17 protein-coding genes and 2 tRNA genes are annotated in these 17,479 nt (G+C 65.5%); 4 read left to right on the top strand and 15 right to left on the bottom strand.

Annotated features, from left to right (window positions below):
- Nucleotide 1: 1 nt before the first annotated feature.
- The 14 genes from nuoK to A4249_RS06420 form a co-directional block, all read right to left on the bottom strand.
- A complete protein-coding gene (gene nuoK / locus A4249_RS06355; RefSeq protein WP_039247409.1) occupies nucleotides 2-307 on the bottom strand; it encodes an NADH-quinone oxidoreductase subunit NuoK in 306 nt (101 codons plus the stop codon).
- Entirely contained in the window at nucleotides 307-933 is a 627-nt protein-coding gene (locus tag A4249_RS06360) for an NADH-quinone oxidoreductase subunit J (RefSeq protein ID WP_066551621.1), read from the bottom strand. The genes nuoK and A4249_RS06360 overlap by 1 nt, the downstream gene beginning before the upstream one ends.
- A gap of 73 nt (nucleotides 934-1,006) precedes the next feature.
- The gene (gene nuoI, locus A4249_RS06365; RefSeq protein ID WP_017503987.1) at nucleotides 1,007-1,498 is read right to left on the bottom strand and encodes an NADH-quinone oxidoreductase subunit NuoI; all 492 of its coding nucleotides are present in this window, start codon (nucleotides 1,496-1,498) and stop codon (nucleotides 1,007-1,009) included.
- Entirely contained in the window at nucleotides 1,498-1,677 is a 180-nt protein-coding gene (locus tag A4249_RS06370) for a hypothetical protein (RefSeq protein ID WP_066551622.1), read from the bottom strand. Before A4249_RS06370 ends, nuoI begins: the two co-directional genes overlap by 1 nt.
- A complete protein-coding gene (gene nuoH, locus A4249_RS06375) occupies nucleotides 1,677-2,750 on the bottom strand; it encodes an NADH-quinone oxidoreductase subunit NuoH (RefSeq protein WP_039247406.1) in 1,074 nt (357 codons plus the stop codon). The genes A4249_RS06370 and nuoH overlap by 1 nt, the downstream gene beginning before the upstream one ends.
- Nucleotides 2,751-2,753: 3 nt before the next feature.
- Nucleotides 2,754-4,799, bottom strand: coding sequence for an NADH-quinone oxidoreductase subunit NuoG (nuoG, locus tag A4249_RS06380; protein WP_066551623.1), 2,046 nt, complete (start codon nucleotides 4,797-4,799; stop codon nucleotides 2,754-2,756).
- Nucleotides 4,799-5,188 carry a hypothetical protein gene (locus A4249_RS06385; RefSeq protein ID WP_066551624.1) on the bottom strand — a complete coding sequence of 130 codons (390 nt, stop codon included), beginning with the start codon at nucleotides 5,186-5,188 and terminating at the stop codon, nucleotides 4,799-4,801. Before A4249_RS06385 ends, nuoG begins: the two co-directional genes overlap by 1 nt.
- Before the next feature lie 2 nt (nucleotides 5,189-5,190).
- Nucleotides 5,191-6,504, bottom strand: a complete 1,314-nt coding sequence (gene nuoF, locus A4249_RS06390; protein ID WP_039247403.1) for an NADH-quinone oxidoreductase subunit NuoF — start codon at nucleotides 6,502-6,504, stop codon at nucleotides 5,191-5,193.
- A 5-nt stretch (nucleotides 6,505-6,509) separates the two neighbouring features.
- The gene (locus A4249_RS06395; RefSeq protein ID WP_017503994.1) at nucleotides 6,510-6,773 is read right to left on the bottom strand and encodes a hypothetical protein; all 264 of its coding nucleotides are present in this window, start codon (nucleotides 6,771-6,773) and stop codon (nucleotides 6,510-6,512) included.
- A complete protein-coding gene (gene nuoE / locus A4249_RS06400; RefSeq protein WP_066551625.1) occupies nucleotides 6,773-7,450 on the bottom strand; it encodes an NADH-quinone oxidoreductase subunit NuoE in 678 nt (225 codons plus the stop codon). Before nuoE ends, A4249_RS06395 begins: the two co-directional genes overlap by 1 nt.
- Entirely contained in the window at nucleotides 7,447-8,625 is a 1,179-nt protein-coding gene (locus A4249_RS06405; protein ID WP_088582886.1) for an NADH-quinone oxidoreductase subunit D, read from the bottom strand. The genes nuoE and A4249_RS06405 overlap by 4 nt, the downstream gene beginning before the upstream one ends.
- 86 nt (nucleotides 8,626-8,711) lie before the next feature.
- On the bottom strand, nucleotides 8,712-9,341 hold the full coding sequence (locus tag A4249_RS06410) for an NADH-quinone oxidoreductase subunit C (protein ID WP_066551626.1): 630 nt from the start codon (nucleotides 9,339-9,341) through the stop codon (nucleotides 8,712-8,714).
- Entirely contained in the window at nucleotides 9,338-9,967 is a 630-nt protein-coding gene (locus tag A4249_RS06415; protein ID WP_087119131.1) for a NuoB/complex I 20 kDa subunit family protein, read from the bottom strand. Before A4249_RS06415 ends, A4249_RS06410 begins: the two co-directional genes overlap by 4 nt.
- On the bottom strand, nucleotides 9,937-10,314 hold the full coding sequence (locus A4249_RS06420) for an NADH-quinone oxidoreductase subunit A (protein ID WP_017503999.1): 378 nt from the start codon (nucleotides 10,312-10,314) through the stop codon (nucleotides 9,937-9,939). Before A4249_RS06420 ends, A4249_RS06415 begins: the two co-directional genes overlap by 31 nt.
- A gap of 205 nt (nucleotides 10,315-10,519) precedes the next feature.
- Between A4249_RS06420 and A4249_RS06425 the strand changes: the two genes are divergently transcribed.
- From A4249_RS06425 to A4249_RS06435, 3 genes are all read left to right on the top strand, one after another.
- Nucleotides 10,520-12,151, top strand: a complete 1,632-nt coding sequence (locus A4249_RS06425; protein WP_066551627.1) for an AbgT family transporter — start codon at nucleotides 10,520-10,522, stop codon at nucleotides 12,149-12,151.
- 96 nt (nucleotides 12,152-12,247) lie between these two features.
- A tRNA-Asp gene (locus A4249_RS06430) sits at nucleotides 12,248-12,324 on the top strand.
- An 80-nt stretch (nucleotides 12,325-12,404) separates the two neighbouring features.
- Nucleotides 12,405-12,481 (top strand) — tRNA-Asp (locus A4249_RS06435).
- Between the two features lie 86 nt (nucleotides 12,482-12,567).
- On the opposite strand, the gene A4249_RS06440 is transcribed toward A4249_RS06435, so the two are convergent.
- Complete coding sequence (locus tag A4249_RS06440) at nucleotides 12,568-13,818, bottom strand: glycosyltransferase (RefSeq protein WP_082854086.1); 1,251 nt, start codon at nucleotides 13,816-13,818, stop codon at nucleotides 12,568-12,570.
- 311 nt (nucleotides 13,819-14,129) lie between these two features.
- Here A4249_RS06440 and A4249_RS06445 point away from each other — a divergent pair, with 311 nt between their 5' ends.
- A complete protein-coding gene (locus A4249_RS06445; RefSeq protein WP_066551628.1) occupies nucleotides 14,130-17,423 on the top strand; it encodes an autotransporter outer membrane beta-barrel domain-containing protein in 3,294 nt (1,097 codons plus the stop codon).
- Nucleotides 17,424-17,479 lie beyond the last annotated feature (56 nt).

Raw genomic sequence — 17,479 nt, forward strand, 5'->3', positions numbered from 1 at the left:
CTCAGCCCTTCATCACGGAGGCATCGTCCACGGCGATGTCGCCGCGGTTACGGAAGAAGGTCACCAGGATCGCCAGGCCGACGGCGGCCTCGGCCGCGGCGACGGTCAGCACGAACATCGCCATGATCTGCCCGCTGATTTCGTTCAGATAGGCCGAGAAGGCGACGAAGTTTATGTTCACCGCCAGCAGGATCAGCTCGATCGACATCAGGATGATGATGACGTTCTTGCGGTTCACGAAGATGCCGAACACGCCGATGGTGAACAGGATCGCGGCGACCGTCAGATAGTGGGTCAGACCGATCATCAGAGAAGCTCCTCGGCGCTGACGCCTTCGCCCGTGGCGGCGGACTTGATCTCGACCGACTTGCGACGGTCGCGGTTCACCTGGTCGCCGGGGTTCTGGCGTTTGATGTGCGGCTTGTGGCGCAGGGTCAGGGTGATGGCGCCGATCATCGCGATCAGCAGCACGATCCCGGCCGCTTGGAAGAAGTAGACATAGTCTGTGTAGAGGACGCGGCCGATGGCCTCGACATTCGTCACGCTGGCGTCCGGCACGCCCGGCGCCGGCAGGCCCGCAGCGGCCCCACCCTGAACCACGGCGACCGAGACGATGATCATCTCCACCAGAAGCACGGCGGCGATGATGGCGCCCAGCGGCAGATAGCGCGCGTAACCTTCGCGCAGCTTCAGGAAGTCCACGTCCAGCATCATGACGACGAACAGGAACAGCACCGCGACCGCGCCCACATAGACGACGACCAGCAGCATCGCCAGGAACTCGGCGCCCAGCAGCACGAACAGACCCGCCGACGAGAAGAAGGCCAGGATCAACCACAGCACGCTGTGCACCGGGTTGCGCGCGGTCACGACCAGAAGGCCGGAAACCGTGGCGACCGCCGCCAGCAGATAGAAGGCTATGCCTTGCAGCATGTCGGGACGAAGCCCCTTTCGTATCGGCCGCGACCCCGTTCAGGAATCGCCGACCCGTTTAGCGAGATGCGCCTTAGCGGTAAGGCGCGTCGAGTTCCAGATTCTTGGCGATCTGCCGTTCCCAGCGGTCGCCGTTATCGAGCAGGCGTTGCTTGTCGTAGAGCAGCTCTTCGCGCGTCTCGACGGCGAACTCCGAGTTCGGCCCCTCCACGATGGCGTCCACCGGGCAGGCCTCCTGGCACAGGCCGCAGTAGATGCATTTGACCATATCGATGTCGTAGCGGGTCGTGCGGCGGCTGCCGTCGGCGCGCGGCTCGGCCTCGATGGTGATGGCCTGGGCCGGGCAGATGGCTTCGCACAGCTTGCAGGCGATGCAGCGTTCCTCGCCGTTCGCATAGCGACGCAGAGCGTGCTCGCCGCGGAAGCGCGGCGACTGCGGATTGCGCTCGAACGGGTAGTTCACCGTCATCTTGGGACGGGCCATATATTTCAGCGACAGACCGATGGCGCCGATGACGTCCAGCATCATCGCGCCCTTGGTCGCCTGGACGATACGGGTGAACATCAGGTTTTATCCTTGGGGGCGGGCGTCGTCTTGGGTGCGGTCTGGCTGGCGCGCCAGTCCTGTTCGATGCGGTCCTGGCGTTGCTGCCATTGATAGCTCGACTCGGGCATGCGCGACGCGTCGGGCGCGCAGGCGGCGGTCATCGCCACAAGACCGAGACCGATGATGAGGCCGCGCATCACGACCCCACCACGAAGACGCGCCAGGCCGACACGATCACGACCGCGACCAGCGACGTCGGCAGGAAGATCTTCCAGCCCAGACGCATCAGTTGGTCATAGCGATAGCGCGGCACGAAGGCCTTCACCATCGAGATCATGATGAACCAGAAGACCGTCTTGGCCATGAAGGTCAGCAGATAGATCGTATAGGCGATCCAGGCCGGCAGCCCATCCATCCAGGCCTGCGGCACGCCGGGGTTCCAGCCGCCGAAGAACAGCAGGCTGATCATCGCCGACATGAAGACGATGTTGACGTACTCGCCCATCATGAACAGCAGGTACGGCGTCGAGCTGTATTCGACCTGATAACCCGCGACCAGTTCGGACTCGGCCTCGGGCAGGTCGAACGGCGGGCGGTTGGTCTCGGCCAGGGCCGAGATGAAGAAGATGATCGACATCGGGAACAGGATCACGACCAGCGGCCAGGTGTCGGCGCCGCCGCCGAAGCCGTACCAGTTCCAGAACATGCCCTTCTGGCTGTCGACGATCGCCGACAGGTTCATGGTGCCAGCCAGCAGGATCACATTGATGATGATCAGGCCCAGCGAGACTTCGTAGGACACCATCTGCGCCGCCGAACGCAGCGAACCCAGGAACGGATACTTCGAGTTCGAAGCCCAGCCGCCCATGATGATGCCGTAAACGCCCAGCGACGACACGGCGAAGATGTACAGGATGCCGACGTTCAGGTCCGACACGACCCAACCAGGAGCGAACGGAATGACCGCCCAGGCCATGAAGGCCAGGATGACTGTGATGATCGGCGCGATGATGAAGACCGCCTTGTCGGCGCCGGCCGGGATCACGACCTCCTTCAGCACGAACTTGATCATGTCCGCGAAGGATTGAAGCAGGCCGAAGGGACCGACGACGTTCGGACCCTTGCGCATCTGCACGCCGGCCCAGACCTTGCGGTCGGCCAGCAGCAGGAAGGCGACGGCGATCAGCACGCCGACCGTGATCAGCAGGACCTGGCCGACCGTGATCAGCGTCCAGCCCAGAGGCGTGGCCCAGAAGGAAACGGGGTCCATGGCTTACTCCGCCGCCATTGCGACCGGCTGGGTCCGCAGGGCGGACAGCTCGGCCATCGTCGCGCTGGCGCGCGCTATCGGATTGGAAAGATACGGGTCGGTCACGGCCGAGACGAAGGCGCGGTCGCCCAGATCGCCCTTGGCGCCCAGGGCCGCCACGTCGAACGTCGCCGGCGCGGGCAGATAGTCGATCCGGCCAAAGGTCGGGTGATCGCCCATCAGCTTGGCGCGCAGTTGCTCCAGCGTGTCGTACGGCAGGGTCTTGTCGACGCGCGCCGACAGGGCGCGGATGATGGCCCAGTCTTCCTTCGCCTCGCCCTTGGGGAAGACGACGCGTTCGGCCATCTGCACCCGGCCCTCGGTGTTGACGTACAGGCCGGCCTTCTCGGTGTAGGCCGCGCCCGGCAGGATCACGTCCGCGCCGTGCGCCCCGCGGTCGCCGTGGCTGCCCAGATAGACGCGGAAGGCGTTCGAACCGGTCGGATCGACCTCGTCCGCGCCCAACAGGAACAGCACGTCCAGAGCATCCGGTTTCAGCATCTCAGAGACCGTCAGGCCGCCGTCAGCCGGCACGAAGCCCATGTCCAGACCGGCGACGCGCGACGCGGCGTGGTGCAGGACGTTGAAGCCGTTCCAACCGTCGGCGACCACGCCGACCTTCTTGGCCAGGGCGCCGAGTGCGTTCAGGACGGACGGACCGCCCTCCCCGACCAGCGCGCCGGAGCCGACGATGATCGCCGGACGCTCGGCCTTGGTCAGGAAGTCCAGCGCAGACTTCGGCAGCTTGGCCAGGGTCTGCGTGCCTGCGCCCAGATAGGCGTAGTCGAACGTCAGGTCGGCCTGTTCGCCGATCAGACCGATCTCCATGTCGCCCTTCAGCCAGGCCTTGCGCAGGCGGGCGTTCAGCAGCGGCGCCTCGGTGCGCGGATTGGCGCCGACGATCAGAACGGCGTCAGCCTTTTCAATGCCTTCCAGGCCGGAGTTGAACAGCCATCCCTCGCGCGGGCCGTAACCCACGGCGGCGCCGTCCTGGCGGCAGTCGGTGTTGTTGGAGCCAAGCGCGCGGAACAGGTCCAGCGTCGCCTTCATCGACTCGGCGTCCTGCAGGTCGCCGGCGATCACGCCGATACGCTCGGCCGGCGCGGCCTTCAGCTTGGCGGCGACGACGTCCAGCGCCTCGTTCCACGAGGCGGCGCGCAGCTTGCCGTTCTCACGGATCCACGGACGGTCCAGACGACGCGCGGTCAGGCCGTCGACGACATAGCGGCTCTTGTCCGACAGCCACTCCTCATTGATGCCTTCGTTGACGCGCGGCAGCACGCGCATGACCTCGGACCCGCGGTAGTCGGCGCGGATGTTCGAGCCCAGGGCGTCCATAACGTCGATGGTCTCGGTCTTCTTCAGTTCCCACGGACGATAGTGGTACTGCCACGGGCGGTGCGTCAGGGCGCCGACCGGGCACAGGTCGTTGACGTTGCCCGACAGTTCCGAGGCGACCGATTTCTCCAGATAGGTCGTGATCTCGGCGTCCTCGCCGCGCGAGATCATGCCGATGTCCGGCACGCCGGCGACTTCGGTGATGAAGCGGACGCAGCGCGTGCACTGGATGCAGCGCGTCATGAAGGTCTTGATGGTCGGACCCATCGCCTTTTCTTCGACCGCGCGCTTGTTCTCCGAATAGCGCGAGCCGTCGCGGCCATAGCCGACCGACTGGTCCTGCAGGTCGCATTCGCCGCCCTGGTCGCAGATCGGGCAATCCAGCGGGTGGTTGATGAGCAGGAACTCCATCACCCCTTCCCGGGCCTTCTTGACCATCGGCGTGTCGGTGAAGATTTCCTGGCCGTCGGCGGCCGGAAGCGCGCACGAGGCCTGCGGCTTCGGCGGTCCAGGCTTCACCTCGACCAGGCACATGCGGCAGTTGCCGGCGATGGACAGGCGCTCGTGATAGCAGAAGCGCGGAATCTCTTGTCCGGCGCGTTCGGCGACCTGGAGCACGGTCATGCCGGGCTCGAACTCGGTTTCGACGCCGTTGACCTTGGCGATAGGCATCAGCGGGCCTCTTGCTTGGCGGCGGGAGCCGCCATTTGTACATCCACGGACATCGGCTGACCGTCGCGGAACAGGCCCGCGCCGTCGGCTTGCGCCCGGCATTCGAATTCCAGCCTGCCGCCATCGACTGGCGCGCGCCACGACACCTGGGCCGTGCGTTCGCCGGTGGCGGTGAAGGCGACGGCGTCGCCTTCCTGGCCATACATGCGGTTCACCACGTCGCGGCACGCCGCTTCGAGGTTCGCCGGAGCCGCCGCCGTCGCGACAGGCGCGACTTCAGCAGGAGCCGCCGTCGCGGGCGCGGTCGACGCTTCACGCGCAGCCTTTTCCCGCTCGCCGCAAGCGGCGAGGATCGGAAGCGTCAGCAACAGGGCGACGGCGAGGCGCATCTCTACTCCGCCGCGATCGCGTGGCCGGCGAAGTTCGCGCGGCGGCTGCGATAGTTGGCGATCCGCTCTTCAATCTCGTGACGGAAGTGACGGATCAGGCCCTGAACCGGCCAGGCGGCCGCGTCGCCCAAGGCGCAGATGGTGTGGCCCTCGACCTGTCCGGCGACGTCCAGCAGCAGGTCGATTTCCGACGGATCGGCCTCGCCCACAGCCATCCGCTCCAGCACGCGCCACATCCAGCCGGTACCTTCGCGGCACGGCGTGCACTGGCCGCAGCTCTCGTGCTTGAAGAAGTAGCTGATGCGGGCGATCGCCTTCACGATGTCGGTGGATTCGTCCATGACCGTCACGCCGGCGGTGCCCAGCGACGAGCGAACCTCGCGCATGGAATCGAAGTCCATCAGGACCGTCTCGGCCTGTTCGCGCGTGATGACCGGGCAGGACGCGCCGCCGGGGATGATGGCCTTCAGATTGCTCCAGCCGCCGCGCACGCCGCCGCCGTGATCCTCGATCAGCTGACGCAGCGGGATCGACATGGCCTCTTCGACCACGCACGGCGTATTCACGTGACCGGACAGCGACATCAGCTTGGTGCCGGTATTGTTCGGACGGCCGAAGCTGGCGAACCAGTCGGCGCCGCGACGCAGGATCGTACCGACGACGGCGATCGACTCGACGTTGTTCACCGTGGTCGGGCAGCCGTACAGGCCCGCGCCGGCCGGGAACGGCGGCTTCAGGCGCGGCTGGCCCTTCTTGCCTTCCAGCGATTCCAGCAGCGCCGTCTCTTCGCCGCAGATGTAGGCGCCCGCGCCGTGGTGGATATAGACGTGGAAGTCCCAGCCGTGGACGTTGCCGTCGCCGATCAGCTTGGCCTCATAGGCCTGCTTGACGGCGGCTTCCATGCGCTCGCGTTCCAGCACGTATTCGCCGCGAAGATAGATGTAGCAGGCGTGGGCCTGCATCGCGAAGCTGGCGATCAGCGCGCCTTCGATCAGCAGGTGCGGATCATGGCGCATGATCTCGCGGTCCTTGCAGGTCGCGGGCTCGGATTCGTCGGCGTTGATGACCAGGTAGTGAGGACGATCCTTCACCTCCTTGGGCATGAACGACCATTTCAGGCCGGTCGAGAAGCCCGCGCCGCCACGGCCGCGCAGACCCGAGGCCTTGACGTTATTGATGATCCAGTCGCGGCCAAGGTCCAGCATGTCCTTGGTGGCGTTCCAGGCGCCGCGGTTCTTCGCCCCGTCCAGCGTCCAGTCGTGGAAGCCGTACAGGTTGGTGAAGATGCGATCCTTGTCTTCGAGAATGCCGACCATGGCCCTCAGAGTCCTTCCGCCAGACGGCGCTTGTGGTGGCGCGTGCGCATCCAGATGGCCGCGATGACCATCACCCAGCCCGCCGCCAGCATAAAGTAGGAGAGATTGACCGCCCACGGCCCGACTGCGCCCTGACGCGAGATCAGGATCAGAACGGCCGCGCCGACGACCATAGCCAGGCCGCCCGCGCGCAGCGGACGCCCGACGTTGCGCAGTTCCTTGCGGTAGGCTGCGCGGCCCTCCTCGGTGTTCAGATCCGGCGGCGACATCAGGCCGGGGCCTTCTCGACCGGCGCGGGATCGCTGTTCGGCAGCTTCTTGATCGGCTTGGCGGCCGAGCCGTCATACAGCGTCGCATCGAGCAGGGTCTTGGCCCCGCCCTGCGGCGCCGCATTGGTGCGACCGATGTAGGAGCCCGGCTCGGGCGTCTTGCCGGCGGCGAAGTCGTCGATGATCCGGCCGATCGTCTCGGGCGTCAGGTCCTCAAAATAATAGTCGTTGATCTGGGCCATCGGCGCGTTGGAGCAGGCGCCCAGGCACTCGACTTCCTGCCAGGTGAAGCGGCCGTCGGCGGACAGATGATCCTTGGGACCGATCTTTTCCTTGCAGACGCGCATCAGCTCATTGGCGCCGCGCAGCATGCACGGCGTGGTGCCGCACACCTGGATCAGCGCCGTCTTGCCGACCGGCTCCAGCATGAACATGGTGTAGAAGGTCGCGACCTCCAGCACCCGGATGTAGGCCATGTCCAGCAGCTCGGCGATGGCGCGGATGGCGGGTTCGGACACCCAACCTTCCTGCTTTTGCACCAGCCACAGGATCGGGATTACCGCCGACTGACGACGGCCCTCGGGATACTTCTTGATCCACCATTCGGCCTTGGCCGTCGTGTCGGCCGTAAAGGCGAACGAGGCGGGCTGTTCCTTGGCGAGACGACGAACGCTCATCGGTCCACTTCTCCGAAAACGATGTCGAGCGAGCCCAGGATGGCGGACACGTCGGCCAGTTGGTGGCCGCGGTTCATCCAGTCCATCGCCTGCAGCGAGCGGAAGCCCGGCGCCGAGATCTTCACACGATACGGTTTGTTGGTCCCGTCCGACACCAAATAGATCCCGAACTCGCCCTTGGGCGCCTCGACTGAGGCATAGACCTCGCCCTCAGGCGTCTTGAAGCCCTCGGTGTAGAGCTTGAAGTGGTGGATCAGCGACTCCATCGAGCGCTTCATCTCGCCACGGCGCGGCGGGACGATCTTGTTGTCCTCGACCATCACCGGCTCGCCGGGGCAGTTGCGCAGCTTGTGGATGCACTGCTCCATGATCCGCACCGACTGCTTCATCTCCTCGATGCGCACCAGATAGCGGTCCCAGCAGTCGCCGTTCTTGCCGACGACCACGTCGAAGTCGAGCTCGGCATAGCACTCATAGGGCTGCGACTTGCGCAGGTCCCAGGCGATGTTCGAGCCCCGCAGCATCACGCCGGTGAAGCCCCATTCCAGGGCCTGCTGCTTGGACACCACGCCGATGTCGACGTTGCGCTGCTTGAAGATGCGGTTCTCGGTGACCAGGCTTTCGATGTCCTTCAGCGCCGGCGGGAACTCGTGGCACCAGCGGCCGATGTCGTCGATCAGGTCCATCGGCAGGTCCTGGTGGACGCCGCCGGGACGGAAGTAGTTGGCGTGCAGACGGGCGCCGCAAGCGCGCTCGTAGAACACCATCAGCTTTTCGCGTTCCTCAAAGCCCCAGAGCGGCGGCGTCAGGGCGCCGACGTCCATGGCCTGGGTCGTCACGTTCAGCATGTGCGACAGGATGCGGCCGATTTCCGAGTACAGCACGCGGATCAACTGCGCTCGATACGGAACCTCGATGCCCAGCAGCTTCTCGATGGCCAGGCAGAAGGCGTGCTCCTGGTTCATCGGCGACACATAGTCGAGACGATCCAGATAAGGCACGTTCTGAAGGTATGTGCGGGCCTCCATCAGCTTTTCGGTGCCGCGGTGCAGCAGGCCGATGTGCGGATCGACGCGCTCGACGATTTCGCCGTCCAGCTCCAGCACCAGGCGCAGCACGCCGTGCGCGGCAGGGTGTTGCGGACCGAAGTTGATGGTGAACTTGCGGTCTTCCATCTCGCGCGCATGGGCAGTGCGGGTGTCGAGGTCGTCCTCGAACACATCGACGCCCAGCGGCGGCAGGGTGGGGTTTCCGTCAGCCATTACGCCTGGCCTCCCGCCTTCTCGTCGCCGGGCAGGACCGGCGCGGGGTATTCGGCGCCCTCCCAGGGCGACAGGAAATCGAAGGTGCGGAACTCTTGGGTCAGCTTGACCGGCTCATAGACCACGCGGCGCTGTTCCTCGTCGTAGCGGACCTCGACATAGCCCGTCATCGGGAAGTCCTTGCGCAGCGGATGGCCTTCGAAGCCATAGTCCGTCAGCAGGCGACGCATATCCGGGTGGCCCGAGAACAGCATGCCGTACATGTCGTAGGCTTCACGCTCGAACCAGTTGGCGGCCGGATAGGCCGAGATGACCGAGGGCACCGGCCGGGTCTCGTCGGTCGAGACCTTCACCCGCAGGCGCGCGTTCCGCGTCATCGACAGCAGGTGATAGACCACCTCGAACCGCTCCTTGCGATCCGGATAGTCCACGCCGCACAGGTCGAGCAGTTGCTGGAAGCCGAACTGATCGCGCAGCGTCGTCAGCACCTCGACGATCCGCTCGCGTGGCGCGACCAACGTCAGTTCGCCGAACGCCACCTGGGCCTCGACGCCCAGCGCCCCGACCATCTCGGCGCCCAGCGGCGTCAGGGCGGCTTCGTGTTGCGCTTGAACAGCCAGAGAGGTCATCGGTCGATGGTCCCCGTGCGACGGATCTTCTTCTGCAGTTGCAGCAGGCCATACAGCAGCGCCTCGGCCGTCGGCGGGCAGCCGGGCACGTAGACGTCCACCGGCACGACGCGGTCGCAACCGCGCACGACGCTGTAACTATAGTGGTAGTATCCGCCGCCGTTGGCGCAGCTGCCCATCGACACGACGTAGCGCGGATCGGGCATCTGGTCGTAGACCTTGCGGATGGCCGGGGCCATCTTGTTGGTCAGGGTGCCGGCGACGATCATCAGGTCCGACTGACGCGGGCTGGCGCGCGGCGCCATGCCGAAGCGTTCGACATCGAAGCGCGGCATCGACATCTGGATCATTTCGACGGCGCAGCAGGCCAGGCCGAACGTCATCCACATCAGCGAGCCCGTGCGGGCCCAGTTGATGACGTCGTCGGCGGCAGCGACCAGATAGCCGCGCTCGCCGAGCTCCATGTTCACGGCCTCGAAGAACTTGTCGTGGACCTTGGGGTCATAACCCTCGACGGTCGAACGCGCGCCGGCGCCGGCCGGAACCAGCGGCGCGCCCGATGCGGACACCAGGCCTGCGGGCTTGGAAGCGGCGACTACTCCCATTCCAGGGCTCCCTTCTTCCATTCGTAGATGAAGCCGATGGTCAGAACGCCCAGGAAGACCATCATCGACCAGAAGGCGAACACCATGCCGGCGTGCGACAGATCGAACATCGACACCGCCCACGGGAACAGGAAGGCGACTTCCAGGTCGAAGATGATGAACAGGATCGACACCAGATAGAAGCGGATGTCGAACTTCATCCGGGCATCGTCGAAGGCGTTGAAGCCGCACTCATAGGCCGACAGCTTCTCGCTATCGGGGCTCTTCGGCGCCAGCAGCAGCGGCAGCACGATGAAAAGAATGCCGATGAAGGCGGCCACGCCGGCGAAGACCAGGACCGGAAGATATTCGAGAAGGAATGCGTTCATTCGAAGAACCTCGTCCGCCGGGGAGAGGCGGGATTCGGCGCTTCTTAGACCCAAGACCGCCGCCGTTCAAACCCCTGCGACCATTGGATTTTCATTGAGAACGGCTCGCAACTTTGCGCGCCATATGTCGCAGGGCCGGCGCTTGCGCGTCGCCGGGCTGCAAAGGCCTATTGGCGAGCCGATCGCGTAACCGAAAGTCATCTGAATGAGCCTAGCCAGCCGCGCCCTGAACGCTGTCGAGCGGATCGGTAATCGACTTCCCGATCCTGTCTTCCTGTTCCTGTGGCTGATCGGCGGTTTGCTCGTCCTCAGCATGGTCGGCGCCGGCCTGGGCTGGTCCGCCGTCAATCCGGTCACCGGCGATCAACTGGTCGCAAAGAGCCTGCTGTCCGCCGAGAATCTGGAACAGTTGATCATCGGCATGCCGCGCACGCTGGCGGACTTCCCTCCCCTCGGCATCGTCATCACAATCATCTACGGCGCTTCGGTCGCCGAACGCACCGGGATGTTCGCGACCGCCATTCGCGGCGCCCTGCTGAACGCCCCGCGTTCCATACTGACGCCCGTCGTCGTGATCACCGGCATGGTGTCCCATCACGCGTCGGACGCCTCCTATGTCGTGGTCATCCCGCTGGCGGCCGTCATCTTCGCTGCAGCGGGCCGACATCCGCTGGCGGGTCTGGCCGCAGGCTTCGCCGCCGTGTCGGGCGGATACGCCGGCAACCTGTTTCCCGGCGCCAGCGACGCCTTGATCCTGGGCATCACCGAGCCGGCCGCCCGCCTGATCGATCCGTCCTATTCCGTGAACATCGCCGGCAACTGGTTCTTCATCGTCGGCGTCGTCTTCGTCTTCACCCCTATCGTCTGGTTCCTGACCGACCGGGTGATCGAGCCGCGTCTCGGCGTCTGGAAGCCGTCAGAGGGCGTCGCCGCCCCGAACGCTTCGGAAAAACAGCCCCTGACCGCCGCCGAAAAGCGCGGCCTGAAGTTCGCCGGCCTGGCGCTTCTCGGCATGATCGCGCTCTGGGCCCTGCTGACCTTCATACCGGGCTCGCCGTTCGTCGATTCCGAGGTGGATCCGGAGCAGAAGTTCAATCCGCTCTACAAGTCGCTGGTCGCCTTCTTCGCCATCACCTTCTTCGTCACCGGCGGCGCCTATGGCGCGGGAGCCGGCACGATCCAGTCGCACCGCGACATGGTCACGATGATGCGCGACGGCATCGCCCAGTTGGCGCCCTATATCGTGCTGGCTTTCTTCGCCGCCCACTTCGTGGCCATGTTCAACTGGTCGGGCCTGGGGCCGATCCTGGCGGTCAATGCGGCGGCGGGCCTGAAGACCCTGGCCCTGCCCGCCCCGCTGCTGCTGATCTGTGTCGTCTTCGTCTCGTGCTTCTTCGACCTGTTCATCGGCTCGGCCTCGGCCAAGTGGTCGGCCCTGGCGCCCATTGTGGTGCCGATGTTCATGCTGCTGGGCATTTCACCGGAGATGACGACCGCTGCCTATCGCATGGGTGATTCCGTCACCAACATCGCCACGCCGCTGATGAGCTACTTCCCGCTGATCCTGACCTTCGCGCAGCGCTGGGATCCACGATTCGGTTTGGGATCGCTGATGGCGACCATGCTGCCGTATGCCGGAGCCTTCCTGGTCGCCGGTCTGGCCATGGTGGCGGCCTGGGTCGCCTTCGACCTGCCGCTGGGGCCGGGCGTCGGCGTCCATTATGAACCGCCACCTCCCGCTGTGGCGGCCCATGAACCTGCCGACGGCGGCGTAGCGGGCCCGCACAGCCCGCCCCAGGCGGCGATCGTCACACCGTCCACAGCCCCGTCGCGTTGAGGGGCGCGTTTCTCCGAAAAGGTCGCTTGACGCGATGTGTCAGCCCGCCTAAACGACGCCCCTCGCCGGGGCGCACAGCCGCTTCGGCCGGGAAACGCGGGTGTAGCTCAGTTGGTTAGAGTGCCGGCCTGTCACGCCGGAGGTCGCGGGTTCGAGCCCCGTCACTCGCGCCACTCTTTCTAGAAATAGAAGAGTGGCGCACACCGCCTTCCCAAAAAGCTTTCGAAACAGCTCAAAAGTTTCGACCTGATACGCGGGTGTAGCTCAGTTGGTTAGAGTGCCGGCCTGTCACGCCGGAGGTCGCGGGTTCGAGCCCCGTCACTCGCGCCACTTCTTTTCAAGACATTGATATAAAAGAAGTGGCGCGCTCCCGTTTTCGGAAACGCGCCATTCGAACGCGTCGTGGCCTTGGCCGCTCAGTGCAGCGGCAGTGCACTATCCGGGTTCACGAACGCCGTTTCGCCCGTCAGCTCGCCATAGACCATGCAGAGGTCCTCGAAGACTCGATTCCAGGCGAACTGGCTGACCGCCTTTTCGCGAGCCGCCCGGCCGATCGCTTCGATGTCGCGAGCGAACAGGGCCTCGACCGCCTGGGCGTAATCGTCGGCATCCGCGCTGGCGGCCAGTTGCCCCACGCTCTCGTCGACCGTCTCGGCGACACCGCCCGCATTGACCCCAACGACGGGGCGGCCACAGGCCATCGCCTCCAGTACGATCAGCCCGAACGGCTCCTTGTCATTGGCGTGAACGAACGCATCGCAGCTGGCGATGATCTTGGCGACCGCCTTGGGATCGCTTTCATAGGGCATGGAGATGACGCGGTCCTCTTCCGGCATTCCCGCGCCTGCGCCGACCAGCACCAGGTGATAGGGGGCGCCCAGCTTCTGGACCGCCTCGATCAGCACATCGACATTCTTTTCCTTGGCCGGACGACCCGCGAAGCACAGGAGGCGCGCGTCTTCGCCCAAACCCAGCTGTTTCAGCAGCCACTGCCGGTCACGACGTTCCGGACGGAAGGTGTCGATCTCCACGCCCAGAGGCCGAATGACGATGTTGTTCACACCGGCCTCTTCCAGGCGCCGCGCGATAAAGCGGCTGGGCGACACGACCCGATCGAACTGTGAAAACAGCTTCGCCCAGCGCTTCTCAACCGGCTTCTTGGCCCATTCGCCGAAATGCAAGGCCGCCAGCCCCGCCGGATCAGAGTGGCAGAAGCCGACGACCGGGCATCCGACCCGCTGACCGGCCTCCAAAGCCCCCTGCCCCGGCGTGTAAGGGTCGCCGGCCTCGATGATGGACGGCTTCATCGCCGCCACCCAGGCGCTCCAGCGCTTGACCGAACTGGGCCAGCGGTAGCCGTCCCCGAACGGCAGCTTGGTCGCCCGCAATTGCACGATGCCGTCGGCCCGCGCCTTGTGCCGCGCGCCGGGCACGATCAGCGAGTGACTGATCCCCGGCCGATTGGCCTCGATCCATGCCTTCTTGGACAGGATATAGCGCTTCACCCCGCCTGAGCGCGGCGCATAGAGCATTGTGGTGTCCACCAGGCGAGGTCGCTCGTCCATCGCCGCCGCCTTTAGGGCCCGCAGCGTTTCGGCGACTTCCACGTCCAGCCCCGGAATCAGTCGGAGTTCGCTTTCCTGGACGTCGAGGTCTGTCATGCTCATGGAGTGTTCTCGCCTGGTCTGGGCTGTCGAACGCCGAAGGGGTTCGATGGATGCGTCCACGGGACGCGGCCTTTGGACCGTTCGACGCCCGTAAACCCGGGCGCGGCAAAGCTCAAGTGCGCGCCGTCGCGATTTCCTCCGCATTCGGCCTATCGGGCATCGACGAGCGAACGCGGGTCGCCTTACAGGATTGGCTCAAGACCATCACGGCCTTGCATTCGCCTCAAATTCGATAAACTTGGAACGCTGGCGCGGACCCTGCTAAGGGGTCTCCCGTAACGTGACGCGTGACCACCAGGGGTTTCTACCGAATGCGTATTTTGCTCGCGACCGCCGTGGCGATCGCCCCCTTGATGGTCGCCACAGGATCCCAGGCGGAGATCGTCATCTCGAACGCCCGGACAACACCGATCCAGACGTCCAATGCGACGGGCACAGCCGCCGATAACATCCGGATCGCCAGCGGCGGCAGCGTCGCCGTCGCCTCGGGCGCGGCCGTTACCCTGAACAGCAACAACACCGTCGATCTGGACAGCGGCGGCTCGATCACGATGGACAAGTCGGCCGACGGCTCGACCGGCCTGTTGGTCAACGGCGGCAACACCGGCTCGGTGATCGTCGGCGGCTCCATCACCGTCAACGACACGCTTGAAACAGCGGACATCAAGGACACCGACGGCGACGGCGACCTGGACGGTCCCTTCGCCACCGGAACCGGCCGCTACGGCGTGCGGGTCACCGGCGCATCGCCCTTCACCGGCAACATCCTGGTCGAGGGCACGGGCGCGATCGCGGTCGAGGGCAACAACTCCTACGGCCTGTCCGTCGAATCCGCCCTGAACGGCAAGCTTCAGAGCCTGGGAACGGTCCGTGTGACCGGTAACGACAGCGCCGCCATCCGCACCACGGGGCCGATTTCCGGCAATGTCGATCTTGCCGGCTCCATCTCGGCGCTCGGCGCCAATGCGACGGGCGTGTCGATCGAAGGCGATGTCGGCGGTGCGCTCAAGATCCACTCCTCCGTGGTCGCCACGGGCTATCGCTACACCACCCCGCCGCCGGTACGTCCGACGACCGGCACGTTCGATAACGCGACGACCCTGTTCCTCGACGAACTCGACGCCGACGATCTGCTGCAGGGCGGACCGGCCGTGCGCGTCGGCGCCAATGTCGCCAGCGGCGTGCTGCTGGACAAGGCGCTCGCCTATTCCGAGGCGGGCATCGAGGGCGACGACGACAAGGACGGCGTCAAGAACGGCGACGAGGACGATGACGGCGACGGCATCAAGAACCGCGACGATCCGGACCGGGACGGCGACGGCATCCCGGACGCCAGCGAGACAGCCGCCTCCATTACGTCGTTGGGCGGCGCGCCTGCGCTGCTGATCGGCTCGACGACGAACACCGTGACCCTCGGTGCCGTCGGTACAGGCGATGCGGCCTATGGCCTGATCAACCGTGGCACTATTGTCGGCTCCGGCCTTTACTCCGGCGTAGAGTCCCGCGCCGTGCAACTCGGCGTGACCGGCGGCCAGGCCGTCAACGTCGTCGGCGGCGTGCGCAACGAGGGCGGCATCTCATCGACCGCCGTCGACGCCAACGCCACGGGTCTCTGGATCGGCTCGGGCGTGACCGCTCCGACGATCAACAACTCGGGCGCCATTCAGGCCGTCGCCTCGGGCAAGCAGGCCCAGAGCGCGACCGGTATTCTGATCGGTGCGGGCGCCAACGTCGCCTCCCTGACCAACACGGGCAATCTGGTCGCCTCTTTCGGCGGCAATCAGGGTTCGGCCACCGTTATTCGTGACCAGTCCGGCAGCCTGACCCAGTTGAACAACGCCGGTTCGATCATTGGCTCGCTCTCCCCTAACACCGACGATACAAATCCGGTCACGGGCAAGGTGACCGCCATCGACGTCTCGGCCAACACGACCGGCGTCACTCTGCGTCAGTACGGCATTCCCGCCGCCGCAGGCAGCACGGCGACGGACACGGACAAGGACGGCGTGCCGGACGCGAACGAACCGGCCATCGTCGGCGCGATCAAGCTCGGCTCTGGCGCCGACACGGTCAATATCGAGAACGGCGTCGTCAACGGCGACATCGATTTCGGCGCCGGCGCCGACCGGCTGAACATCAGCGGCGGCGCGGTCGTGACCGGCGCCATCGCCAACAGCGATGGCCGGCTGGACATCAATGTGTCCAAGGGCACCCTGGCCGCCACCCAGACGGGCGCCACGGCCATCTCCAACCTGAACATCGGAGCCGAAGGGACGTTGCTGGTCAATCTTGACCCCGCAAACGACCGCGCTGGCGGCTTCAACGTCAGCGGCAATGCGACCCTGGCGACAGGGTCCACCCTGGGCGTCCGCTTCTCTTCGCTGATCGATCAGCCTGAGCGGTTCAACGTCATCACGGCCGGCACGCTGAATGTGGGTCAGATCAACCAGACCCTGCTGTCGGACAACTCGCCCTATCTCTACGTCGTGCAGGGTGGCGTCGCCGGCAACACCGTCTATATCGACGCCCGTCGCCGCACGGCTTCCGAGGCTGGGCTGATCCCGGTCGAGGCGTCCGCCTACGACGCCGTCTATGGCGCGCTGGGCTCCAATGAGGCGCTGCGCAACCTGTTCCTGTCGCAAACGTCGCGCGACGGCTTCATCGACGCCTATGAGCAGATGCTGCCCGACCACTCCGGCGGACCGCTGATGTCGCTGTCGGCCGGCGTGGACGCGGTCACCCGCGCGCTGACCGGACGTAACGCTGCCGCTGCGCCGGGTGAAACCAGCGCCTGGGTCCAGGAGATCAACTTCTACGCCGACAAGGACAAGACCGACTCCTACGGCTTCCGGTCCGAAGGCTTCGGCGTCGCCGGCGGCGTCGAAAAGGGCACCAGCCTGGGCGCCGTCGGCATCTCGGCCGCCTTCACCTCGTCCGACATCAAGGATCCCGAGGCCGAGGCCGAAGAGGTCCTGTCCGCCAACCTGCTGGAGCTGGGCCTCTATTGGCGCGCCCAGGGTCAGTACTGGACGACCTGGGCCCGTGCCGCGGGCGGTTACGCCTCCTTCAGCGCCGATCGTTCGCTGGTCGCCACCGGCGTCTATCTGAACAACAAGTCCGACTGGCACGGCTGGACGGCGGCGGTCGCCGGCGGCGCCTCCTATGAGCGCAACTTCGGCCGCCTGAACATCCGCCCCGAAATCTACGGCGAGTATTTCAGCCTGTCGGAAGGGTCGCGCAGCGAGAAGGGCGGCGGCGACGGCTTCGATCTCGACATCGATTCGCGCGACAGCCACATCTTCTCGGCGGTGGCGGCGATGAACGTCGGCTATGGCTTCGGCCGCAACGGCTGGATCCGTCCGGAACTGCGCATTGGCTATCGTCAGAACATCTCGGTCGACGCCGGCGAAACCATCGCCCGCTTCGCCAGCGGCGGCCCGGACTTCATCCTGTCGCCGGACGCCATCGAAGGCGGCGGGCCGATCCTGGGCTTCCGCCTGAACTTCGGCAACGAATTGGGCATGCTGTCGCTGACCGGCGACGCCGAGCTGCTGGAAGACTACGTCCGCTACTCGCTGCTGCTGCGGGCCAGCTTCCGCTTCTGATCGCACCCTGATTCACACAAACGAAAGGCCGCCGGATCGCTCCGGCGGCCTTTTTG

Origin of the sequence: Brevundimonas sp. GW460-12-10-14-LB2 (assembly GCF_001636925.1) — a bacterium.
GTDB classification, from domain to species: domain Bacteria; phylum Pseudomonadota; class Alphaproteobacteria; order Caulobacterales; family Caulobacteraceae; genus Brevundimonas; species Brevundimonas vesicularis.

Coding starts and splice junctions, on each gene's coding strand:
- nuoK (WP_039247409.1), bottom strand. CDS start 307: ATGATCGGTCTGACCCACTATCTGACGGTCGCCGCGATCCTGTTCACC.
- A4249_RS06360 (WP_066551621.1), bottom strand. CDS start 933: ATGCTGCAAGGCATAGCCTTCTATCTGCTGGCGGCGGTCGCCACGGTT.
- nuoI (WP_017503987.1), bottom strand. CDS start 1,498: ATGTTCACCCGTATCGTCCAGGCGACCAAGGGCGCGATGATGCTGGAC.
- A4249_RS06370 (WP_066551622.1), bottom strand. CDS start 1,677: ATGCGCGGCCTCATCATCGGTCTCGGTCTTGTGGCGATGACCGCCGCC.
- nuoH (WP_039247406.1), bottom strand. CDS start 2,750: ATGGACCCCGTTTCCTTCTGGGCCACGCCTCTGGGCTGGACGCTGATC.
- nuoG (WP_066551623.1), bottom strand. CDS start 4,799: ATGCCTATCGCCAAGGTCAACGGCGTCGAAACCGAGTTCGAGCCCGGC.
- A4249_RS06385 (WP_066551624.1), bottom strand. CDS start 5,188: ATGCGCCTCGCCGTCGCCCTGTTGCTGACGCTTCCGATCCTCGCCGCT.
- nuoF (WP_039247403.1), bottom strand. CDS start 6,504: ATGGTCGGCATTCTCGAAGACAAGGATCGCATCTTCACCAACCTGTAC.
- A4249_RS06395 (WP_017503994.1), bottom strand. CDS start 6,773: ATGTCGCCGCCGGATCTGAACACCGAGGAGGGCCGCGCAGCCTACCGC.
- nuoE (WP_066551625.1), bottom strand. CDS start 7,450: ATGAGCGTTCGTCGTCTCGCCAAGGAACAGCCCGCCTCGTTCGCCTTT.
- A4249_RS06405 (WP_088582886.1), bottom strand. CDS start 8,625: ATGGAAGACCGCAAGTTCACCATCAACTTCGGTCCGCAACACCCTGCC.
- A4249_RS06410 (WP_066551626.1), bottom strand. CDS start 9,341: ATGACCTCTCTGGCTGTTCAAGCGCAACACGAAGCCGCCCTGACGCCG.
- A4249_RS06415 (WP_087119131.1), bottom strand. CDS start 9,967: ATGGAAGAAGGGAGCCCTGGAATGGGAGTAGTCGCCGCTTCCAAGCCC.
- A4249_RS06420 (WP_017503999.1), bottom strand. CDS start 10,314: ATGAACGCATTCCTTCTCGAATATCTTCCGGTCCTGGTCTTCGCCGGC.
- A4249_RS06425 (WP_066551627.1), top strand. CDS start 10,520: ATGAGCCTAGCCAGCCGCGCCCTGAACGCTGTCGAGCGGATCGGTAAT.
- A4249_RS06440 (WP_082854086.1), bottom strand. CDS start 13,818: ATGAGCATGACAGACCTCGACGTCCAGGAAAGCGAACTCCGACTGATT.
- A4249_RS06445 (WP_066551628.1), top strand. CDS start 14,130: ATGCGTATTTTGCTCGCGACCGCCGTGGCGATCGCCCCCTTGATGGTC.